General features: G+C 62.6%; 10 protein-coding genes and 1 CRISPR repeat array. Of the genes, 2 read left to right on the forward strand and 8 right to left on the reverse strand.

Translation table 11 applies throughout. From position 1 onward, the window contains the following. The first annotated feature begins 677 nt into the window (after nt 1–677). Entirely contained in the window at nt 678–1,910 is a 1,233-nt protein-coding gene (locus NUW12_10410) for an aldo/keto reductase (GenBank protein ID MCR4403164.1), read from the forward strand. A 277-nt stretch (nt 1,911–2,187) separates the two neighbouring features. Here NUW12_10410 and NUW12_10415 read toward each other — a convergent pair whose 3' ends face one another. The 5 genes from NUW12_10415 to NUW12_10435 form a co-directional block, all read right to left on the reverse strand. After that, entirely contained in the window at nt 2,188–3,807 is a 1,620-nt protein-coding gene (locus NUW12_10415; GenBank protein ID MCR4403165.1) for a MerR family transcriptional regulator, read from the reverse strand. A gap of 427 nt (nt 3,808–4,234) precedes the next feature. Next, nucleotides 4,235–7,612: a CRISPR direct-repeat array (repeat unit 37 nt; unit sequence CTTTCAGTCCTCTCGTCATCGAGTCAAGCGGTGCAAC). 844 nt (nt 7,613–8,456) lie between these two features. After that, nucleotides 8,457–9,773, reverse strand: coding sequence for a CRISPR system precrRNA processing endoribonuclease RAMP protein Cas6 (gene cas6, locus NUW12_10420; protein MCR4403166.1), 1,317 nt, complete (start codon nt 9,771–9,773; stop codon nt 8,457–8,459). Nucleotides 9,774–10,565: 792 nt separating this feature from the next. Then, on the reverse strand, nt 10,566–11,162 hold the full coding sequence (locus NUW12_10425; protein MCR4403167.1) for a Uma2 family endonuclease: 597 nt from the start codon (nt 11,160–11,162) through the stop codon (nt 10,566–10,568). Between the two features lie 524 nt (nt 11,163–11,686). Continuing rightward, nucleotides 11,687–13,201 (reverse strand): glycoside hydrolase family 13 protein, encoded by a 1,515-nt coding sequence (locus tag NUW12_10430; GenBank protein MCR4403168.1) that lies wholly within the window; start codon nt 13,199–13,201, stop codon nt 11,687–11,689. A gap of 13 nt (nt 13,202–13,214) precedes the next feature. Next, nucleotides 13,215–13,490: a hypothetical protein gene (locus NUW12_10435; GenBank protein ID MCR4403169.1), complete on the reverse strand. Its 276-nt coding sequence runs from the start codon at nt 13,488–13,490 to the stop codon at nt 13,215–13,217. Nucleotides 13,491–13,564: 74 nt separating this feature from the next. Here NUW12_10435 and NUW12_10440 point away from each other — a divergent pair, with 74 nt between their 5' ends. Continuing rightward, the gene (locus tag NUW12_10440) at nt 13,565–15,253 is read left to right on the forward strand and encodes an FGGY family carbohydrate kinase (protein ID MCR4403170.1); all 1,689 of its coding nucleotides are present in this window, start codon (nt 13,565–13,567) and stop codon (nt 15,251–15,253) included. Here the strand turns inward: NUW12_10440 and carB are convergent, their stop codons facing one another. The 3 genes from carB to NUW12_10455 form a co-directional block, all read right to left on the reverse strand. Further along, nucleotides 15,254–18,721, reverse strand: a complete 3,468-nt coding sequence (gene carB / locus NUW12_10445) for a carbamoyl-phosphate synthase large subunit (protein ID MCR4403171.1) — start codon at nt 18,719–18,721, stop codon at nt 15,254–15,256. A gap of 153 nt (nt 18,722–18,874) precedes the next feature. Then, nucleotides 18,875–20,101 carry a glutamine-hydrolyzing carbamoyl-phosphate synthase small subunit gene (gene carA, locus NUW12_10450; GenBank protein MCR4403172.1) on the reverse strand — a complete coding sequence of 409 codons (1,227 nt, stop codon included), beginning with the start codon at nt 20,099–20,101 and terminating at the stop codon, nt 18,875–18,877. 542 nt (nt 20,102–20,643) lie between these two features. Continuing rightward, nucleotides 20,644–22,428 carry a gamma-glutamyltransferase family protein gene (locus NUW12_10455; protein ID MCR4403173.1) on the reverse strand — a complete coding sequence of 595 codons (1,785 nt, stop codon included), beginning with the start codon at nt 22,426–22,428 and terminating at the stop codon, nt 20,644–20,646. Nucleotides 22,429–22,508 lie beyond the last annotated feature (80 nt).

The following is a 22,508-nucleotide window of genomic DNA, read 5'->3' on the forward strand; positions in this document are numbered from 1 at the left end:
GCTTCGCTGCTGTGGAGCTTCGTCGTTCAGGGCCTTCGTTCAGAGTCTTGCCAGAGGCCCGCCAGAGTATTCGCCCGGACCGTTTCCCACTTACGTAACCCGCGTCCTTGCGCCTCATCCCGCCTCGTGCCCAGCCTCGTCAGCGCGCATGCGCCACGCACACGGAGCTCAACACGGAGCTCACATGAAGCTCGCCTGCAGACCGCCAACACGAGCCTCGACTCGGGCAGCAGGCGCGCACACGCGCGACGGACCAGGGCTGGGCGACAGCTACGCACAGGGCTGCGCGCATGGCTGCGCAGGGTTGCGGGCACGGCCACGCAGGATCGCGCGGACGGATGCACGCAGACTCACCTCGCTCACTGGCGCCCGCGCACGCTAGTGCCAGCTCACGCGAGCCCTCGCGCACGCAAGCACCGGGAAGCACCCGCTCACATGGATGTCCGCCCCGCGCACATGAGTGTCCGCGCAGTCCGACTCTCGTTGTGACGGGGACTTGACGAGACGACGAACTACAGACAACAAACAGAGGGTAGACAAAGAAGGAGAGCGGCGGCGCACGGTGAAGACCTGAAAGCGGCATCCACGGAATGATGACGGAATGATGAAATCGAGGGTCTGGAAGTCGACGCACCACGGGTGGACAGGCTGAAAAGACCGAAAGGAGAAGGCTGAAGGTGCAGTACAGGAAGTTCGGACGTCACGGCTTCTCCGTTTCCGCACTGGGATTCGGGTGCATGAGGTTTCCCGTCGAGAGCGTCGAGAGCGTGGAGACGGCCTCGGACGGGTCGGAGACCGGCACCGCTCCTCGGATCAATGAGGATGAGGCCATCGCCATGCTCCGATACGCAATCAGCCAAGGCGTCAACTACATAGATACCGCCTACAGGTACCACGAGGGCCAGTCGGAAGTCCTCGTCGGCAAGGCGCTGTCCGGAGGGCTCCGAAAGACGGTGAGGCTCGCCACCAAGTCCCCGGTTTGGCTGTGCAAGGACCATGGCGACTTCGACCGTTACCTCGATGAGCAGCTTGCCAAGCTGGACACGGACTACATCGATTTCTACTTGCTCCACTCCCTCTCCAAAGAGACGTGGTCAAAGGCGAAAGACTTGGGAGTCATGGCCTTCCTCGATCGCGCGCTCGCAGACGGACGCGTCAAGTACGCTGGCTTCTCCTTCCACGACAGTCTTGCGCTCTTCAAGGAGATCGTCGACTCCTACGACTGGAGCCTCGCGCAGATTCACTACAATTACGTAGACGACAATTACCAGGCCGGGACAGAGGGCATGGAATACGCCGCGTCGAAAGGCCTCGCCGTCATCGTGATGGAGCCTCTTCGAGGCGGCAGGCTGACGAAGGTGGTCCCGGAGGACGTCAAAGCCGTGTGGGACGCGGCTCCTGTGAGGCGGACTCCAGCGGAGTGGGGGCTTCGGTGGGTCTGGAACCATCCCGAAGTGACTGTCATCCTCAGCGGCATGAGCACCATGGATCAGGTCAGGGAGAACGTCCGCATCGCCGAGGATGCCTTCCCGAACTCGCTCACAGAGGCGGAGCTCGATCTCATCGCGAAGGTGCGGGCAATCTACAAGAAGAGAATCAGGGTCAGCTGCAGCGAGTGCCGCTACTGCATGCCATGCCCCAATAGCGTGCACATACCCGACATTCTCTCACTGTACAACGATGCGTTCATGTACGGCACCCTGAGCGACTCGCTGAGAATGTACGATACTCTGAAGAAGGCAGGATGCGACGCTTCAGCGTGCGTCGAGTGCGGGGCGTGCGAAGAGGTGTGCCCTCAACATCTCGGGATTCCGCAACATCTCAAGGAGATCCACCGGTTCTTCACAAGTGGAGGGGCAGGTCAAGACGCCGGAGGAAACGAGAGGTTGGGCACGTTGGGCACAAGGTAAGGCACAGGCCGGAGCGGAGCACGGGCCGGGACGCAAGCGAAGGTTCGCACAGAGGCTCGGGTCGAAGTTTAGGGGCCGAGGCCAGAGAAGGGCGAGCGGAGACAGTGACGGGGTCGTTCTCGGGACAATCGAGGACGAAGCCGGAATAGGAACGGTCCGGAGACGCCGGGGCAAGGGCCATGTGCACAGGCCCACGCTCTTGCCCCTTTCCTTCAAATCATGCCAGGGCACGCGGGTCGGAGCCTCCAAGCGACCGGCACGCCGCCGCGTCGTCCGCTCACGACCGACGGCGTGCCCGCGACCGCACGTGTTCAGTATTCCAGTGCGGCACGTTGTTCAGCTCGGCGGATACGGATGAGCCCGTTAATGCGGCCGGCCAGATCCGCCGCGGACGGGGCCAAACCCGCAACCCCGTCCTACGAGAGACTTCCCTCCACATCCAGGAACAGGTCCGCGAGGCCCTGGGTGATCGGGCACCCCCTTTCCGGGCGATGACGTTGCAGCCTCGAGAAGGAACGCGTCTGGACTCGAACCTCAACAGAACGTCCTCTCCGACGTGCATAGCGAGCTCGTTCCCCTCTTCCTCGGTCAGGTACACCGATGGGATGTCGAAATCGCCGTCCTCGAAGATGGGGAACGGATAAAGACCGCCCGCCAGCGCGGGATTCCTTGACGTCGCAGAGATGATTGCGGCGGGGCGTCCCTGCTCGAGGAGACGAATGATCCTTTGGTGGTCATCCGGGTTATAGAAGGGAAAGTTCTTGGGCATCAGTGGCTCCTTGGCAAGTTCGGAACGAAGGAGGACTATGTTGCCGGTGATGTGCGCGTCCTCCAGTTCGTCCATGGTGGTCGCGCAAACCAGCGGCGCGGTCACGTCACACGGGAGCGAGTAGGGGCTGACGAACGCCCGGAACGCGCGCTCCCGTGACGCCGCGCCTGCCGCGCCTGCCCCGCCCGCAGTTCCTGCAGCTCCTGCCCCGCCGGCCCCATCTGCCCCGCCTGTCCCACCTGCCCCGCCTGTCCCGCCTGCCGCTCCTGCCGTGCCTCCCATCTGCAACGTTACGTCTCCGTGTTCCCAATCGATGCAGTTGAATTCGGGAGTCTCGGTCTCGAAGCCAAGAGAAGCCAACTCGTCCCCGGTGTCGCAAGACGTGCCCTCCAACCTCTCGAGCCTGGCGATCATCTCCTTCGCACACTCCTCGATCTCCCGGGTCTTTGAGAGCCAGCGGTCTGTCGAATGGAAGACGTCCTCTTCATCCGGAGGGACACTGTCCAGAACCTCAACGAGCCGCTCTCGCTGTCCCGTGTCCAACCGTCGCAGCATGCGAAGGATGGACATCATGCTGTATCTGGCGCGACGCAGCGCCCGGATGACCAGCAGACGGTCCGACTCCATCCTGCCGTAGAGTCGGTACCCGCTCGTGGCATCGCGCGGGATCCGGATGAGGCCGTTTCGCTCCCAGTTTCTGAGCTCATCAGCGGTCACACCCAGCAGCCGAGCCGCCTGCGCGATGCGCAGTGGACGCGGCAGGGTCTCCGCAGGGAGAGCCCCTCGTGCCCACCGCTGGAGGTATTGAGCTGCCGCTTCAGCCCGGCTCCGTTCGGCTCTCACCAATTCCAGATGAATCCGAGCTTGTTCCACTGCCTTCCGTCCGTCCCCGGCTGCCGCAAACCTGATCGCAGCCAGGGCGCGCCTGCGGATCTCTCCGCCAAGCCAGGTGCTCCGTAAGGCGGTCCGGACCAAGAGCACCTGTGCCAAATGGTCCGGGGAGTACATGCGATAACCGTTAGCGCTTCTCGGCACCGGCGGAAGGAAGCCGAGCTCTTCGTACAACCGAACCGTGTTGACGTGAATCCCCGCAGCTTTGGCGATGTCAGATGTCCTTAGGGGTCTCATCGATCTGAACCTAACACCAATCGTCTACGCGGTGTCTCGTGTGCCCTGCAAGGCTTGAGCGCATGTCCGGTGTCGCGCGAACGCTGAGCGATGTCCGGTCTTGCGCTGACGCTAGGCTGGGGAGGGCAGCAGGGGACCGGGTGTGGTATCCCCTCGTCCACTCCTCGTAATACCCCTCGATACTCCTAATGTCCAGCTCATCTGCGATGTCGTTTATGAGGAGCGCCGTGTGCCCCCCCGGTAAGCCAATCGCGCAAACGAGGAGGTAACAGCAGCACCTGATCCTGGTCGTGACGCCGACATATCTTGATCATGCGAGGACTACTCGACCCCGACGCTCAACCTCCTGTACCCTCCCCACCTTCCCCGCCAATACTCGCACAGGCTCCTCGAGGACCTCGCAAGGGTTGTCGAGCGAGGCATCCACCTCTGAGTTCTCTCGTCATCGAGTCAAGCGGTGCAACGCCACTACCAAATGGCGCATTAAGCCAACGGACGCGATGCTTTCAGTCCTCTCGTCATCGAGTCAAGCGGTGCAACATAGCGTGTCGAGTGCGGCTCTCGGGCGAGGTATTGGAGCTTTCAGTCCTCTCGTCATCGAGTCAAGCGGTGCAACTTTAAGGCGCCACATGCGACATTGGAACGTCTACGCTTTCAGTCCTCTCGTCATCGAGTCAAGCGGTGCAACCAGAGCAAATCGCAGATAACCAGACAGAGTTTGAGCTGCTTTCAGTCCTCTCGTCATCGAGTCAAGCGGTGCAACGCCGTCTCGTCGGACGCCTTCACTGGACCGGCCCCGACTTTCAGTCCTCTCGTCATCGAGTCAAGCGGTGCAACGATGGGGGTTTTGTACCTGCCGATCCTGCACTGTTCACTTTCAGTCCTCTCGTCATCGAGTCAAGCGGTGCAACGACGTGGGGCGGCAAGCGGTCTATCAAACGATCCGCGACTTTCAGTCCTCTCGTCATCGAGTCAAGCGGTGCAACTGACGGGAGGCAAACTCTAACACCAGGGAGGGTAAATCTTTCAGTCCTCTCGTCATCGAGTCAAGCGGTGCAACCGGGCGCGGCAGAGTTTTGCAAGAAGGCCCGCGAAAACTTTCAGTCCTCTCGTCATCGAGTCAAGCGGTGCAACGGGCGCGGCGACGCGGCGGGCGAGGACAAGCCTTGGCCTTTCAGTCCTCTCGTCATCGAGTCAAGCGGTGCAACCACACATGGAACCGCACATCCGGGAGCGTTGGTGCAAGCTTTCAGTCCTCTCGTCATCGAGTCAAGCGGTGCAACACAAGAGAATTCCGGTTCTGCTCCAAACCCCGGCGGCTTTCAGTCCTCTCGTCATCGAGTCAAGCGGTGCAACTGGGAGCGGCGCCTGAGGAAGCGGGGTGTCGCGTGACTTTCAGTCCTCTCGTCATCGAGTCAAGCGGTGCAACCAGGCAGTCATACGACAAAGTCTGGCCGACTACTCAATCTTTCAGTCCTCTCGTCATCGAGTCAAGCGGTGCAACCGCCCTGCTTAGGGACCTGGTGTTGCTGAACGAAGACCTTTCAGTCCTCTCGTCATCGAGTCAAGCGGTGCAACCCCTTTGAAGAGTTCGTCGATGTTAAGGAGAGCCAGCCAGCTTTCAGTCCTCTCGTCATCGAGTCAAGCGGTGGAACGTCCGGTGAATCACGTACCGGGCATCCACAAGGTCGGCTTTCAGTCCTCTCGTCATCGAGTCAAGCGGTGCAACCTCATGGATGAGATCAGAACCAGGGTGCCGGGTGTTGCTTTCAGTCCTCTCGTCATCGAGTCAAGCGGTGCAACCACCTGGGCTTCCAGCGTCTTGAGATCACAGTTGGACTTTCAGTCCTCTCGTCATCGAGTCAAGCGGTGCAACGAACTACTGAGGCGGTGAGCCGATGACCAACCAAGAGACTTTCAGTCCTCTCGTCATCGAGTCAAGCGGTGCAACTGGCCGAAAGCAGGGTGACGAGATGGCGCGCTACACAACTTTCAGTCCTCTCGTCATCGAGTCAAGCGGTGCAACGGCGACGTGTCAGTATCATCACACCAGATCCCGGCGCTCTTTCAGTCCTCTCGTCATCGAGTCAAGCGGTGCAACAGGACCGCGAAAGACGTGTTCCCGGTCCAGAAGAGCCGCTTTCAGTCCTCTCGTCATCGAGTCAAGCGGTGCAACCATAAGCGGCCCGTATACGCAGGGTCAACTCCTCCCTTTCAGTCCTCTCGTCATCGAGTCAAGCGGTGCAACCAGACCGGGGAGAGGGTGCTTTCGAGGCGGCAGAATACTTTCAGTCCTCTCGTCATCGAGTCAAGCGGTGCAACCGCGGCTCTCGACACGAGCGTCGAGGCCAACCGCGCTTTCAGTCCTCTCGTCATCGAGTCAAGCGGTGCAACCGTAGGCGAACTTCGCGAAAAGGGAATTCGCCTGCGCCTTTCAGTCCTCTCGTCATCGAGTCAAGCGGTGCAACCGAGATTGGTTGCCATATTCCGGTCGCCCTCCTTCCAGCTTTCAGTCCTCTCGTCATCGAGTCAAGCGGTGCAACTAGCGGCACCGGCCTCCTACCGGCACTATCCCACACGCTTTCAGTCCTCTCGTCATCGAGTCAAGCGGTGCAACCCGTTGGAACCGCCAAGACCGAGCCAGGGGTCGGATACTCTTTCAGTCCTCTCGTCATCGAGTCAAGCGGTGCAACGAGTGTCTTGATGACCCGCGCGATTGGGACAACCTCCTTTCAGTCCTCTCGTCATCGAGTCAAGCGGTGCAACATGGCCCAATCACGATTTGCCTGGGCTTTGTCTTTGACTTTCAGTCCTCTCGTCATCGAGTCAAGCGGTGCAACCGCGAGGGTCAGCGGCAAGGCCTCCAGCTCGTTGTCCTTTCAGTCCTCTCGTCATCGAGTCAAGCGGTGCAACGTCACATCGCCGCCGTATTGGGGACTCAGGGTGTATGGCTTTCAGTCCTCTCGTCATCGAGTCAAGCGGTGCAACCTCGCCCGGCTAGGACAAGATATACCAGACGAAATCGTCTTTCAGTCCTCTCGTCATCGAGTCAAGCGGTGCAACCTGAGAATGGGGCCGCGAAGCGCGAGTTTCTTTGCTTTCAGTCCTCTCGTCATCGAGTCAAGCGGTGCAACCACGATTCGCTCGTCCGAGTAGAGATCCCGCTTGCCGCTTTCAGTCCTCTCGTCATCGAGTCAAGCGGTGCAACGGCAGGCAGCTCTGTTCTGGATGTAGGGGCCGGGCTGACTTTCAGTCCTCTCGTCATCGAGTCAAGTGGTGCAACTCCTGCGCGATGAGGAGATGGACGCAGCCGCGAAGGCTTTCAGTCCTCTCGTCATCGAGTCAAGTGGTGCAACCTGGTGCGCATTGAGAGTTTGTACGCCTTTGTTGCGCCTTTCAGTCCTCTCGTCATCGAGTCAAGTGGTGCAACTCCCGAGACTTCAAGCGCGACGTGAAGGCCGTAGCGCCTTTCAGTCCTCTCGTCATCGAGTCAAGTGGTGCAACTGGATGAGGCGGGCTCGGTGATGGCGACGGAGATCTTGCTTTCAGTCCTCTCGTCATCGAGTCAAGTGGTGCAACTGTGTCCACTCCTTGTCCGATGGCTTTGCGGCTTGACACTTTCAGTCCTCTCGTCATCGAGTCAAGTGGTGCAACGCTTTGGCTCGCCCTTGGAAACGTATCTGCGAATTTACCCTTTCAGTCCTCTCGTCATCGAGTCAAGTGGTGCAACGGCTTGGAGCGTTGCCGCATCCTCGAGCTGCCTCTTTGCTTTCAGTCCTCTCGTCATCGAGTCAAGTGGTGCAACGACCCCAGCGCGTTGCTGTACCCCGCGTCGTTACTGAGTTTTGCGTCCATCGATACACTGGCGATCACCTCGTCCATGTTAAAATCGGTTCTCTGTATGAAAACCCCGGGGATTTTAACATTACGGTTCAGGGGCGCCTTTCGTTGTCCCGCAAGGGTTCAGGGCTGTTGTTCCATGCATTACCAGGAACATTCAGATGAACATTTCACGCAAGAACCCGGGGATTTGAGAGACAAGTTTTGGCATCCGCCTGGCTTGCTCGGTTTGTTGCTGATATTCTTTCTTGCACAGAGTTTTTCCTGCAAAGCCGGTGCCTCACAGGAACGCACCCCGAAACTCGGGCTGCTCTCCCGATTGCGGGCCAGATGCTATAATCCTTCGGCTGCGTGCCGTACTGGTCGGCCGATGGGCGCGGCACGGGCAGCCTCTAAGCCGAGGGGTCAGGCGCCTCGTACGCACCTGCCCTCGCATGGCCGACATATGGGTTAGCGCCGGCAGCTTCTGGAACGGAGTTCCGACGCCGTCGCATTAGAACGCGTGAAGGCCAGTAGGTGGCTGTCCGTTGTCTGGCCACGTCGCTACATCGCCCGCGAAAGGGAGCTGACGGCTGCCGTCACGGTCTTCTTCACTGAATAGGCCTGCGGTCACCTCACGACACCCCGCGCAACCGATTGGACTACAAATGCCGATGCGGCAGCGCAGCAGGATGCCGAGGTCGGATCATCAGAGGTCGGCCCGCAGAAGGGATGTGGCCGCATGGACGGAATGCTCTGCAACACCGGAGTGCGCCCACTAGGGGGCCCCAGATACTGATCAACGGACCGATGCCCCTGAAGGTCCGTCGTCATCTGCCGTTTGCCCGCTTGCAGCCAGGCTGCAGGCTGATTAGCCCCAGCCCAAACGTGCACCCCTTCCCGACGTGAATGTATTCTCCGAGGATCAGCCAGGGCAGAAAGAACTCAGCGAGGTCTGCGTCACAGAATTCGTAAGTCGCGGTGCCCACGAGTCCGCCCAGCTTCATCCGAGTATCCTGGCGGCTCGAGTACCTCTCCCAATCCACCCACCGCGCATCTTGTGCTGCCAGCTCAACAAGCTCTGCCCGCGCGATGAACCCACGGAAGTCCATGTCAAGCCGCGTTCCGTGGTGGAAGTACAACAGAGATGACGCTCGTCGGAGCAAGCTGCGCATCAAGACATGGAACTCGGGTCGGTCCTCGAGGCCACCCTGAAACTTGAGGCGTGTCATTGTACGAAACACCACGGTTACGCGTGGGGGAGCGCAGGAGGGATCGGACTCGCAAGAGCCACGAGACTCGGCGGCGGCCGGGCAAGCAGAAGTCCCGCCGAGGACGGGAGAAGCGGACTCAGAGTCGGAGACGACCATGGGTCCAGAGGTGGTCGACGGTCGTCCGCCTTCCGGCCCCCGGTCAGATGCCTGACGAAGCCGTCTAGAGATGCCTCTCGCCGTCTCCACGATGTCGGCCCATGTGACAGCCGCGTCTCGCATATACACCTTGTTGGCCTTTCCGTCAAACACGAGGGCACGGGGATCGCTGTTGTCACTGTGTCCCGCACCATCCGTACCACAAGCACGGTTGTCTTCCTTGGCACAACTTGTGTCGTGGGCAGCGATAGGCCCAGAAGCTGAACCACCTGGCTGGAAGCGACGCTCATCGCCGCCGGACTTATCTTGGCTGTGGGGCACCCCCACCGAAGCGTAGACGTTTCTCAAGCGAAACCTTCCACGTCCACGGCCGATCCCCATTCTCCCGAACTCCTGGAACGCAGCGATGAAGTATGGCAGAAACTCGATCCCCCGCCCTACGAGGACTAACCCCACCGAAAGCTGGTCCCCCGGCCCGAACTCGCGCTCTTCCGTGAGAGGCGGTTCGAGCACGAAGGGATGGGGCACGTGCTCGAACTTGGCCAACGCTTCCGACCCGTCCATGGGCATGGTCTCGAAGACGTATGCGTATGGGCAAGGGGCCTTCAGGACGCAGTCGCGACAGTCTGCTCTGCCGGCGGAGCAGGCAATCCTCCTGAAGGCCGTCCCGAAGCCGCCCCTGAGTGTGGACCCCTTATAAGGCGGCAGGAAGAGGTTGTCCACGGCTTCCAGGATGAATTCATAGCGGGCAAGGCGAAACTCCTCGACGCCCTTCACCTGGGCGCCCCCTTTGCGTGTCTGTGTGGACGCTTCTGTGTAGACGATCAAGCTCGAAACTGCACAAGCGCAGCCCACCATCACGGACCGGACATTCCGTGCATGCATGCGCACTGACTGCCGGCGAGGCGGTTCCTCAACCTCGGAGTGTCCTGCGCACAGCTCATTTAGAGCTTCCCGTTCGCGGATCGCGCTGGCGCAGCCACCTAGCTTCGCGGGCCACGCCTGCAATTTGTCGTGCGGCACTAGTGCGGATGTGAGAGAAGCAAAGGCTCACGTCAGTGCGACATACTCGCGATTCATATTGCGGCGGCCATCGAGCGGGTATTGACACGTGCCGACGTATCCGCGGGAATGAGCTGTTTCTTGCGACGCCTGCGTGCGCCGGTTGCACACTTCGACACGATGTCTACGGTTCCTGCCTGTTCCGACCGCCAGCATTCGGAGATCGACACGATTTCGCCGCTGAAACGTTGAGGAAGCTGGGCGAGCTCGCGAGCAGTCTCGCTAGCTAGACCGTCCGCCGCCAGCTACAGTGCAAAGGCGCTCGCGGTGTTTGAGGGCGTTGTTGCTCACACGAGGGGTACTGCGGAGATCCGGCTACGGGCTTCGCGGCCGGGTCCGGCGGAGCAGCGTCTGCTCGGAGCGCTGCCATTGAGTGGAACGCCAGGAGTGCAACGCCAGCACCGAGAGGCTGCTGAAAACCCGAAGATGAGCTGCGCACTCTTGCGTACCGAGTCCCATGAGGGCACACGTGCCGAGTGGCACAAGGTCCGTAGTGGGGGCTGATGGTCACGGAAAGACAATGTCTACACTCAAGCTAAACCCAGGCAGGATAGGACTTATCAGCGCCGAACCAGGACCGTACACGCCCGCGGTTGGCAAGTCCCCGCTTGTGAGCGTCGCGACCTCAATGCTTCGGCTCTCGGGGTCCGCCAGCCATAGCTCGCGTATCCCGAATCGCCCGTACGTCTGGCGTTTGATTCCGCGGTCCCATCCGACTGTTCCAGGCGAGAGAACCTCCACCACAAGGTCGGGAGGGCCCAAGATGTGTGCAGCTTTGACGATTTCGATGCGATCCTTCGACACGTAAAGGAGGTCCGGCTGCACCACGTCATGTTCGCTGAGAACGACATCAAGGGGTGCAAAGTACACCTTGCCGAGCCCGCGGTCCTCTATCCACTCCACGAGGGCCCTATAGAGGCGCTTCGCGATCTCCTGATGAACCACGCTCGGCGATGGTACCACCCTGAGCGCACCCCCGATCAGCTCGTACCGCTGCTGCCCGGGTGGAATCTCGCAATAGTCAGAGTATGTAAGGCGTAGAGAAGGCGCAACGGGCGAAACATAGTCCACCGCGACCTCCCGTACGTTATCCGGTTTCGCCACGCTTTCCCCTCCAGACGAACCTGATGGTATGGCGTCGGCCTGGTCCCGGCTTGATTGTATCATGCCGGCACTTGCGCCGCCATCCCCCGTTGTGGTGAGGTGCGTGTCAAGACCAGTGGGGCAGTCTTCCCCTTGATTTGAGGTTTACATTCTTGTTGAAAACCTTGTCACACGACACGAAGGCCGCGGCTTGCGTAGCCCTATCGTAGGGCGCCTCGACGGTGCAGGCTATGTAGAGTAGCCTGCTTGCGGTCTCGGCGCTGCGGTCTTGGCGCGCCGCAATCCTTCAGGTATCGATGGCCAAGCTACGTACAACGCGTGCCAGCCAGAATGACCCAGAGGGGGCATTGCTCTTGGACGCATGTGCGTCACGGGCGCCGACTTTGACGCTGGGACCCCATCTACACCACTTGCAGGGTCACGACGCCTCCGAGCTCCACCCGACTGTCCAGTCGGAGCGTAGGGTTCCCCCTGTCCCGCCCCGCGGACGAGACCGAGACGCGTCGCGCTTCCATAGTTGCCGACTATGCAGTAAGAACTAGGCACGTCCCCGAGGGAGGCAGGACAAGACGGGCGCGGCTGGAGTCGATTCTGCACTCGTGCCCGGGCACGGGGCTGTGCCAGGTTTCGAGAGGTCGAAAACACATCATGTCGGGCAGGCGCACCTCGAGCCTCTCCTGTTGAAATCCTGCGTTCAGCGCGACCAGCACAGCGTCCTCTTGCCACCTGCGCACGAACACAAGCACACGGCCACTGACGATCAGAAGACGGAAGTCCCCGCGCCTGAGGGCTGGGTGCTGATGCCTCGCGCGCATGAGAGCACGGCACGATTCGTAGATGTGCATGTTCCATTTGTCCCGCGACCAAGGCATCGCGCCGCGGCACCCGGGGTCGTTGCCGCCCGTGAGGCCGATCTCGTCGCCATAGTACAGCATCGGCACCCCCACATCAGTGAGCAGAAGGGCCAGGGCCTGCACTGCTTTCCCTACCTGCCCTCTGCACACGGTGAGAAGGCGCGGCGTGTCATGGCTCCCGAGGAGGTTCACCATGGTTTCGCTTGCCGCCCCGTAAGCTCGTCGCAGCGAGTAGAGCTCGCGGACGAAAGTCCGGGCGTCGACGCACTGCGTGACGAGGAACCTCAGAACGATGTCGCGCCACCGATAGTTCATCGCTGAGTCAAACTGGTCCCCGCGCAGCCACGGCGCAGCGTCCCCCCAGAGCTCGCCGAACAGGAACGCCTCGGGCTTCAGGCTCTTCACCGCCGCGCGAAAGGACCGCCAGAACGAATGGGGGATCTCCCAGGGCATGTCCAGGCGCCAGCCATCGATATCGGCAGTTCTGAGCCAATGTACTCCCACGCGGCAAAGAAAGTCCTGCACCTCAGGGTCCTCCGCGTTGAGCTTGGGCATCGAGGCAAGGCCGCCGCATGCGCGGTAATTGGGCCGAGGTCTCCGCCTTACCGGGAAACCATCTATCTTGAACCAGCGCCTGTATGGCGACGCTTCGCCCCTTGCAAGGACGTCCTGGAACGCCGGGTGTCCGTCTCCTACGTGAGCGAACACGGCATCGAGAATGAGGCGCATCCCGCGGGCGTGCAGGCGGCGGGCAAGGTCTGCCAAGACAGCGTCGGTTCCGAAGGCAGGGTCAACGCGGAAGTGGTCGACCGTGTCATACTTGTGATTGGACGGAGCGGCGAATACCGGCGTTAGATAGAGGCAGGTGACGCCGAGGTCGTCCAGGTAGTCCAGGCGGTCGATTATCCCCTGAAGATCGCCGCCATAGAAATTCCCGCGGCTCGGGAGACCGGTCCAGGAACACGCGTTGCCGGGGTCGTTAATCGGATCGCCGTTGCTGAAGCGCTCAGGGAACACCTCATAAATGATGGAGTCTTTCACCCAGTCTGGTGCGCGATCACAGGCTTGGTCTCGCGTTTCGCCAGGCGCCCAGACGAGCGGGCGGTCTCCCTCGCGGTCTGGTGCGTGATCTGACGCGCCGTCTGGCTCTGGCACAGAACTGATGAACTGCAGACGATTGCTCATCCAACTACTCCTTCTACCCTTTCAGCCCCGATGTGGCCATTCCCTTGACGAGGTGCGATTGAGCAAGCATGAACAAGAGAATCGCCGGGATCGTGCTCGTGACGACACCCGCCATGAGCTTGACCCACTGCGTCCCGTATTTGCCCATGAAGACCTGCAGACCAACCTGAATGGTATACATTTCCGGAGACCGGCTGACGATCATCGGCCACAGGAAGTCGTTCCACGAGAACAGGAACGCGAACACCGCGAGTGTAGCTACAACAGGTCGTGAGAGCGGCAAGACCACCCTCCAACTTCGGAACTCTTGCTTGGTGGACTTGGCGCGGATAGACTAGAATGTACATGAAGGAGGTCCACGGAATGGCCAGTTCTTCCAGGTACAGCAAGCCCTACCTACTTGGGATCGACGTCGGGACAACGCACATCAAGGCCGTGGTGTTCGATGAGGCTGGCGTGGAAGCGGCGAGATGTTCGACCGACACACCCTCTCTGCCGGGGAACGGCTCCGGTCACGTGGTATGGGATCCGGAAGCCATTTGGGAAGCGGTCGCCTCTGTCACACGCAGAGCGCTCAAGACGCTCGGGTCAGAGGCGCAGGAGATGGCCCGAAGCGGCGAGGCCCAACCCCGTCCCCCCCAGGACCCTTCATGTCGGACTTCATCCTCTGGAGTGCGCCCCGAGATCGTCGGCGTCGCCGTTGCGAGCGTCGGGGAATCGGGAGTTCCGCTCGACCGCGAAGGCCGCCCGCTCTATCCGATTATCGCCTGGTTCGACCCGCGAACGGCGCCCCAGGCAGCATGGTGGGCTCGGGAGATCGGCCAGGAACGCACGCGCGCTATCACTGGACTGTCAGTCAAGTCCATATACTCGGCCCTCAAGATCCTTTGGCTCTTCGAGAACGTGAGTGGGCTCAGGGAAGCGATCGACGCATGGTTGCCGGTGTCGAGCTACGTGGCGTATAGGCTGACCGGAGGAACCGGAGGCGTCGGCAGCGCCGCCGGCGCCACCGGCCGTCCCGCCGACAGGGAACGCGTCCGCCCCTCGGACTACTTGGTGGACTTCTCGCAGGCCTCGCGGACCCTCCTCTTCGACCAGACGAAGCTCGATTGGTCGTGCGACCTGGCCGAAGCGGCGGGAATCCCCGCGCGTATATTGCCGCGCGCCGTCCCCAGCGGCACCCCGGCAGGCTACGTCAGCCGCGAGACCGCTCTTGCCACAGGTCTCCCCGCTGGCGTGCCGGTGTTCATGGGCGGTCACGACCACGTGTGTGGAGCGCTCGCGGTCGGCGCCACGAGGCCCGGCATCCTCCTGGACTCGTGCGGCACAGCCGAGAGCATCCTCACGTCTTGCCCGGACGCGTCGGTCCTTCGGACGGTCTGCGGGAACGGCTTTTCCCTGGGTCACCACGTGGTCGAGGGCATGCGCTATGCCATGGGCGGCCTGCTCGCGTCGGGCGGAGCCGTAGAGTGGTTCATGCGCGAGTTCCTCGAACCCGAGCCCGGCGCGTCGTATGAGCGCCTCACGGAGCTTGCGCGCCGTTCCGAGCCGGGCGCGGGCGGGGTTGTGTTCGTCCCACGCCTTCTCGGAAGCGGGCCCCCGACCCGCGACGAGCGGGCGACCGGAGCCTTCGCGCGACTGAGGCCGGGCGCGACGCGAGCGGACTTCGCGAGGTCAGTGTTCGAAGGCCTCAGTTTCGAGCTCCGGACAGCCATCAAGGCAATGGAGGCCGCCCTCGGCACCCCGGTATCGAGCGTGGTCGCCACGGGCGGCGGCGTGAGGAACGATCTCTGGCTTGCCATCAAAGCGAGCGTCCTTGGCATGCCTATCGAGGTGCCCGAGGTAACCGAGGCTGCGGCGCTTGGGGCCGCGCTCCTCGCGGGCATCGGGTGTGGGATGTACCGGGACGTAGGCGACGCGCTCGCGCGAACCCTCCGTATCGCTCGCCGGGCGGAGCCCGACGAATCTCTGCGCGAACTGTACGAAGACGCCTACTCCATCTACTGCTCGGTCAGCGACGCGCTGCATCGCGTGGACGCGGCGCTTCGGTAGTCAGCTCGCCGCGTGCCGCTCCGCATGGGGCCCCGCATGGTGCTCGTGGTGCTCTTGAAGGCTCTTCGCCTGCAGCGACCGAGCCTGCAGGGCTTTGATCCCTTCCACCGCCGCACGGGCAGCACGGACGGTTGTGATGACCGGCACGCCACGCCTCAGCGCCTCCAGCCTCACATAGTACTCCTCACACGCGGGACCGCGTGCGGACGGCGTGTTGATGAGGAGGTTCACCTGTCCCCTCCTAATGCACTCAACCGCGGCTGAGGCGCCGCCACCGACGCCGCGTCCGGACTCGCTCGCGGCAGAGTCTCCTCCACCGCCTTCGCCGCCTTCGACCCTGCCGGTGCCCCCGCCCCCGCCAGCGCGCTCCATTGCCTCGTCTCCGGCGCATCCGGCGCATTCGGCGAGCTCGACCGCGATTCCCAAGCTGCGGAGGTACTCCGCGGTCGCTCCATACGAGACCAGCGTGAATCCCAGCGCCGCAAGCTCCCGAGCCACGGGCGCAACAGAGGCCCGCTCCCACTCGGAGGCAACCACGAGCACGGTGCCGGCCTTGGGCAGCGGCGTCCCCGCCGCCAACTCCGCCTTGGCGAAGGCCGCACCGAACGTCTCGTCTATTCCCATGACCTCGCCCGTGGAGCGCATTTCCGGGCCGAGCACAATGTCTGTCCCGGGGAACTTGGCGAACGGGAAGACCGCCTCTTTGACCGCCACGTGCCTGGGCATAGGATCGCTGACGAGACCGAGCTCGCGGAGGGTCCTCCCGACCATGACCCGCGTGGCGATCCTGGCAAGAGGCACGCCCACCGCCTTGCTGACGAACGGGACTGTGCGCGAAGCTCTGGGATTCGCCTCCAGGACGTAAACCGTGCCGTCCTTCACCGCGAACTGGACGTTCATAAGCCCCACCACGCCCAGAGCGCGAGCGAGCGACCTGGTCTGCCGCTTGATCTCGTCAACACATCCTGGAGAAAGGCCTAGTGGCGGGATGGAACAAGCGCTGTCCCCGGAATGGATCCCGGCGTGTTCGATGTGCTCCATGACGCCCCCGATGACCACCTCATCGCCGTCGCATACCGCGTCCACGTCCACCTCGGTGGCTCCCGCGAGGAAGCTGTCTATCAGGATCACCTGGCCGGGTGCGACTTCCATGGCACGCTCGACGTAGCTCTTGAGGGAAGCGTCGTCTCTCACTACCTCCATGGCCGCGCCGCCCAGGACGTACGATGGACGGACCAGGACCGGGTAACCCAGCGACCGCGCCACATCGAGCGCGTCGCCGACCGTCCTCGCCACGCCGTGAAGGGGCTGCTTCAGGCCTAGCTCGTCTGCGAGCTTCGAGAACTTCTCTCGATCCTCCGCCAAGTCGATGCTCCGCGGGGATGTCCCCAAGATCCTGAGCCCAGCGTTTTCGAGCGCCGACGCCAGCTTGAGCGGGGTCTGTCCGCCGAACTGGACTATGACTCCCCAGGGACGCTCCTCATCCGCGATGTTCAGAACGTCTTCCAACGTGAGCGGCTCGAAATACAGTCGGTCAGAGATGTCGTAGTCGGTGCTCACAGTCTCAGGATTGCAGTTGACCATGATGACCTCGTAGCCCTCTTGCTTGAGGGCGAAGGCCGCCTGCACGCAGCAGTAGTCGAACTCAATGCCCTGGCCTATCCTGTTGGGTCCGCTTCCGAGGACCATGACTTTCGGCCGACCCGAGGGCCTCGCCTCGTCCTCCGTCTCATAAGTGGAGTAGTAATACGGCGTGCGCGCTTCGAACTCCGCCGCGCACGTGTCCACCAGCTTGAAGACGGGACGGATGTCGTGCTCGAGCCTGTACCGCCTTACGTCGAGCTCGCAAGATCCCGTGAAGGTGGCGAGCTGCTGGTCTGAGAAGCCGCACCGTTTCGCCCGCCGCACGAGATCAGGGCCAAGGGCGTCGAGCGCGCCCCCTTCCGCGCGTGCCTTGATCTCCTCCTCAACCTCTGCTATCTCCTTGAGATGCCAGAGGAACCACCTGTCAATGCGCGTCAGACTGTACACTTCCTCGATGTCCATCCCCATGCGGAGGGCACGGTACACGTCGAAGATTCTATCGGGGCCCAACACCGCGAGCCTCGAGCGAAGTTCCGAAAGCCCGTCCTCCTGGTCACACCTGCCGCCCGCGTCACACCGGCCGCCCGCCCGCTGCCCGCGGGGTGCCCCGGTGATGACGCCCGGCGCGTCGGGATCGCGCCCGTCGGCGGCGTTGAGGCCAAGCGTGGCGCTGCCCTGGTCGAGCGAGCGAATGGCTTTCTGTAATGCCTCCTTGAAGGTCCGGCCGATGGCCATGACCTCCCCCACCGACTTCATCTGCGTCGTGAGCGTGCTGTCCCCACCTGGGAACTTGGCGAAGTCCCAGCGGGGGATCTTGACGACACAGTAGTCTATGGCAGGCTCGAAGGACGCGGGAGTCTCGCGTGTTATGTCGTTCGCTAGCTCATCCAGTGTATAGCCAACGGCGAGCTTGGCGGCGATCTTGGCTATGGGGAAGCCCGTGGCCTTCGAAGCGAGCGCGGACGATCTCGACACGCGCGGGTTCATCTCGACTACAACCATGCGTCCGTCCTCGGGACGCACGGCGAACTGAATGTTGGAGCCTCCCGTTTGGACTCCTATCTCGCGGATGACGGCGATGGCAGCGCTGCGCATGGCCTGGTATTCGACGTCCGTGAGCGTCTGGGCCGGCGCGACCGTGATGCTGTCTCCCGTGTGGACGCCCATCGGGTCGAGGTTCTCGATGGAGCAGACGATGACCACGTTGTCGGCGCCGTCCCTCATGACCTCGAGCTCGTATTCTTTCCAGCCAATCGCCGACTCCTCCACCAGCACCTCATGCACGGGGCTGAGGCTTGTTCCCGTGCTCACGACCTCCGCTAGCTCCCTGGCGTTGCGCGCCACACCGCCGCCCGCTCCACCCAGCGTGAACGAAGGACGAACCACAATGGGGTACCCCACGGCCATGGCGAACTCCAGGGCCTCCTCAACCGAACGCACGCGTCGGCTGCGCAGCACGTCCAGGCCGATGCGGGACATGGCCGACTTGAAGAGCTCCCTGTCCTCGGCCTTCCGAATCGCTTCGAAACCCGCCCCGATGAGCTCGATCCCGTGCTTTTCAAGGATGCCGTGTTCATGGAGCTCCACTGCGAGGTTGAGGCCGGTCTGGCCGCCTAGGGTTGGGAGGATCGCTGAAGGCCGCTCACGCTCGATGATCCGCTCGAGGACCTCGAAGCAAAGGGGTTCCACGTATGTCCTGTCAGCCATCTCGGGGTCTGTCATGATCGTAGCGGGATTGCTGTTCACGAGGATCACTCTATAGCCTTCCTCTTTCAGCGCTTTACACGCCTGCGAACCCGAGTAGTCGAACTCACACGCCTGGCCTATGACTATCGGACCCGACCCGATGATGAGGATGCTTTCGAGGTCTCGTCTCTTTGGCATCTGCCTGCGCCCTCCTTCCGTCTCGCGTACCTTGGTTCGTCAAGTCCCTCTACGTGCTGCGCGCCTCACCCGTGGCTCATCGCGCCGCCGCGACCGCCGCGACCGCAGGAGACCGCTCGAGACCACCAGAGACCGCAAGAGACCGCGGGTCGCCTACGCGGCTCCTCGACCGCCAGACGCACCGGGCATACCCACCGTAGCCTGTCGTCCGCCTGCATCCTTTCCGGCCATCATGTGAACGAACCTCTCGAACAGGTACCGCGAGTCGTGGGGACCGGGGGACGCTTCCGGGTGGTACTGTACGGAGAAGCACATGAGGCCGGGCACCTCCATTCCCTCGACGGTGCCGTCGTTGAGGTTCACGTGGGTGACGCGGAACGTGTCCATTACGTCGCGCGGCACGGCCCCGGGCGATCCTGGCTCGAGCGGCGCCGTCCCAGGAGGCGTCCGGTCCGCGTGGCGGGACGACACCGATTCGACCGCGTCGACGCACACGCAGAAGCCGTGGTTCTGAGAGGTGATCTCCACCCTTCCTGTGTGGAGGTTCTTTACCGGGTGATTCGCGCCTCGATGCCCGAACTTCAGCTTGAAAGTGGATAGGCCGAGCGCGAGGCCGAGGATCTGGTGACCAAGGCATATACCGAAGACGGGCTTGCGGCCTATGAGTCTCCCTACCTCCCTCACCACCCCAGGCACGCCTGCGGGGTCGCCCGGCCCGTTCGAAAGGAACACGCCGTCCGGATCCTTCGCCAGTACTTCCTTAGCTGGGGTGTAGGCCGGCACCACTGTGACCTGACACCCCGCCTCCTCGAGCATCCTCAGGATGCTGCGCTTGATCCCGAAGTCGAACGCGACCACGCGCCACTCGCCCGAAGCATTCCAAGTGTACTCCTGGGCACAGGTGACGCGCCTCACCATGTCCTGTCCCACGAGACCGGGGTGGGCGCGGACCTTGCGAAGCAGGCTCTCACGGTCGAGGTCCGTGGTCGATACCACCCCGCGCATCGCTCCCGCTTCCCGCACGTGTCTCGTGAGAGCGCGGGTGTCCACGTCCTCTATCCCCAGCACTCCGTTGGTGTCCAGGTAATCGACTAAGGTGCGGGTCGCCCTCCAGTTGCTCGGAAAGCGGCTGTACTCTCGGACTATGACCGCCTCGACCTGCGGACGCGCGGACTCTGAGTCCGCCTCGTTTGCACCGTAGTTGCCGATGAGAGGGTACGTGAAGGTGACTATCTGTCCTTTGTAGGACGGGTCGGTGATGATCTCCTGATACCCGGACATACTTGTATTGAAAACTACCTCACCGTACGCTTCCCCGCTCCCCGCAAACGCCTTTCCCTCCAGCCAGAATCCGTCCTCCAACACCAGCAGCGCTTTCATGCAGCTCCTCCCGTCCACACCACACCGAAACACACACCGATCGAACGCCGCCAGCACCGCTCGCGGCGCCGGCATCGCTCGCGGCGCCCGCGCCGCACACCGCGGGTCGCGCATCCCGCCGTCAGCATTACAGATAGACGCCGCACGCCGACGCGCCCCGCGCCCAGCTGCCTCGCCTTTCCATCCCGCTCAGCCATGGTCGGAATAGCGCCCTCATGTCGGCGCGCTTCGTTGTTCGGGTCACCTCACACCTGGGTTCCCCGAATCACGGGAAAGAGCGACGCACAAGTCAGCTGGTGCATATTTATGCATCTCATGCTTCTTATTGCTATTATAAGCAGACGGGTGGTAAAGTCAAGGGCGTGCATACACTTTTGTTTGGGATGCGCGGGGCGCGAACGCGTCCGTCGCCGCCCGCGGACGCGAGCCTGAGCGTACGCGCCGCGCGGAGGCACGTGGGAGAACGTGCGCGTCCGGGGGAAGCCATGGCGCCTGCGAGACAGGAAGAATGCCCGCCGGGCGATGCCTGCCGTGCGCGGCGCCTACCAGGCTACCGCCGCCCCGTCCTTGCGAGGCTCCGAGCCACATATGAACACGCCGGAGTCGGGATCCCGCCAGATGATCTGTCCCCCGCCGAAGCCTGCGGGCTCCTCGTCCACGCGGACCTGGTGGCCCCGCCGGGCGAGATCCTCCGCGACTTCCCGACCTATCGCGGGCTCGACGGCGACTTCGCTCCCTTTGAGCACGCGGACCCTTGGCGCGTCAAGCGCGGCCTGGGGATTCATCGCGTGGTCGATGAGGCCCAGAATGACCTGGACATGTCCCTGGGGTTGCATGTCGCCGCCCATGACGCCGAACGCGGCGAGCGGCACGCCGTCACGGGTGATGAACGCAGGGATGATGGTGTGATACGGTCGTTTGCCTGGAGCGAGGCGGTTGGGGTGGCCTTCCTCGAGGGTGAACCCGCAACCGCGGTTCTGCATGGATATGCCGGTCCCCGGGATGACGATGCCGGAACCGAAGCCCATGTAGTTGGACTGGATGTACGAGACCATCATGCCGGACGCGTCGGCGGTACAGAGGTACACGGTGTCCCCGTCGAAAGGACGATGGCCTCGCAACTGCGGCCGTTCGCTGATGCGGGAGTCGCAAGTAGCCCGGCCGCCCGGAGCGGTGGCGGTCGAGGACGCGTGAACGGGGGAGACATGGGCGCAGCAGGAAACGTCCTCACGAGAGGAGGCCTCATGAGAGGAGGCACGGCCCTCGCGCGACGCGCCCTCGTTTGGGTGACCGGGGGCAGGTTCCGCCACGGCTTTGTCCATTTGTATTAGCTCTCTCCGGCGAGCGAGATACGCCGGGTCCAGCATCATCTCGGGGGTGATCCTCATGGATATGGGATCCGCAACGAAGGAGTACGCGTCTGCGAACGCCAGCTTCAGTCCTTCTATCGCGAGGTGCAGCTCGTCGGCGGACGCACGGCCCCTAGACGGCATGTCGAAGCCTTCCAGTATCCCGAGGGTGATGAGCGCCACTATGCCCTGGCCGTTCGGAGGGATCTCCCATATGTCGTAACCCCGGTAGGTTACGTGGATCGGATCCACCCATCGAGGCTCGTGAGAGGCTAGGTCTTCTCTCGACAGATAACCACCGGTAGCCTCCGCGTGGCGCGCGATCCTTTCCGCAATCTCACCACGGTAGAAGGCTTCTCCATTCGAGTCCCCGATGAGCCTCAGGGTCGCCGCCTGGTCGGGGAGACGGAACACCTCTCCGGGCAGCGGCGCCCTCCCGCCGGGCAGAAATGCCCGGCGAAACTCCTCGAACTCGCCCAGCCGCCGCTCGGCCGCCTTCCAGTAGCCCGCGATGATGGGCGGAATCGGATGCCCTTCCTCTGCGTACCGTGCCGCCGGAGCAACGAGCCTCGAGAGCGGCATCGTCCCGAAGCTCTTCGCAAGCTCGACCCAAGCGGAGACCGCGCCCGGGGTGGTGACGGGAAGCCATCCCGTCGTGGGAACACGGTGAAGGCCGAGGCTCTCGAAGACCCGGACATCCAAAGCCTTGGGGCAGCGTCCGGATGCGTTCAAACCGTGAAGGCGCTTTCCGTCCCACACGATGGCGAAAGCGTCGCCGCCGATGCCGTTGGAAGTCGGCTCGAGCACCGTAAGGGCGGCGGCGGTCGCGACTGCCGCGTCCGCCGCGTTACCGCCCTCGCGCAGTATGTCCAGCCCGACCTGGGCAGCGAGCGGGTGGCTCGTGGCCACCGCCCCCCGGCGCCCCATCACCGGGCTGCGCCGTGACGCGAAAGGCTGGCTGTAATCGAAGGCCCTCATCCGCAAAGCGCCTCCCCGACCGCCGGCACCTCAGGCGCCTTCCCGCAGGCGCTTTCCCGCGCACTACACTCAACGCCCAA

This window comes from Bacillota bacterium (assembly GCA_024653485.1).
Classification (GTDB): Bacteria; Bacillota; SHA-98; order UBA4971; family UBA4971; genus UBA6256.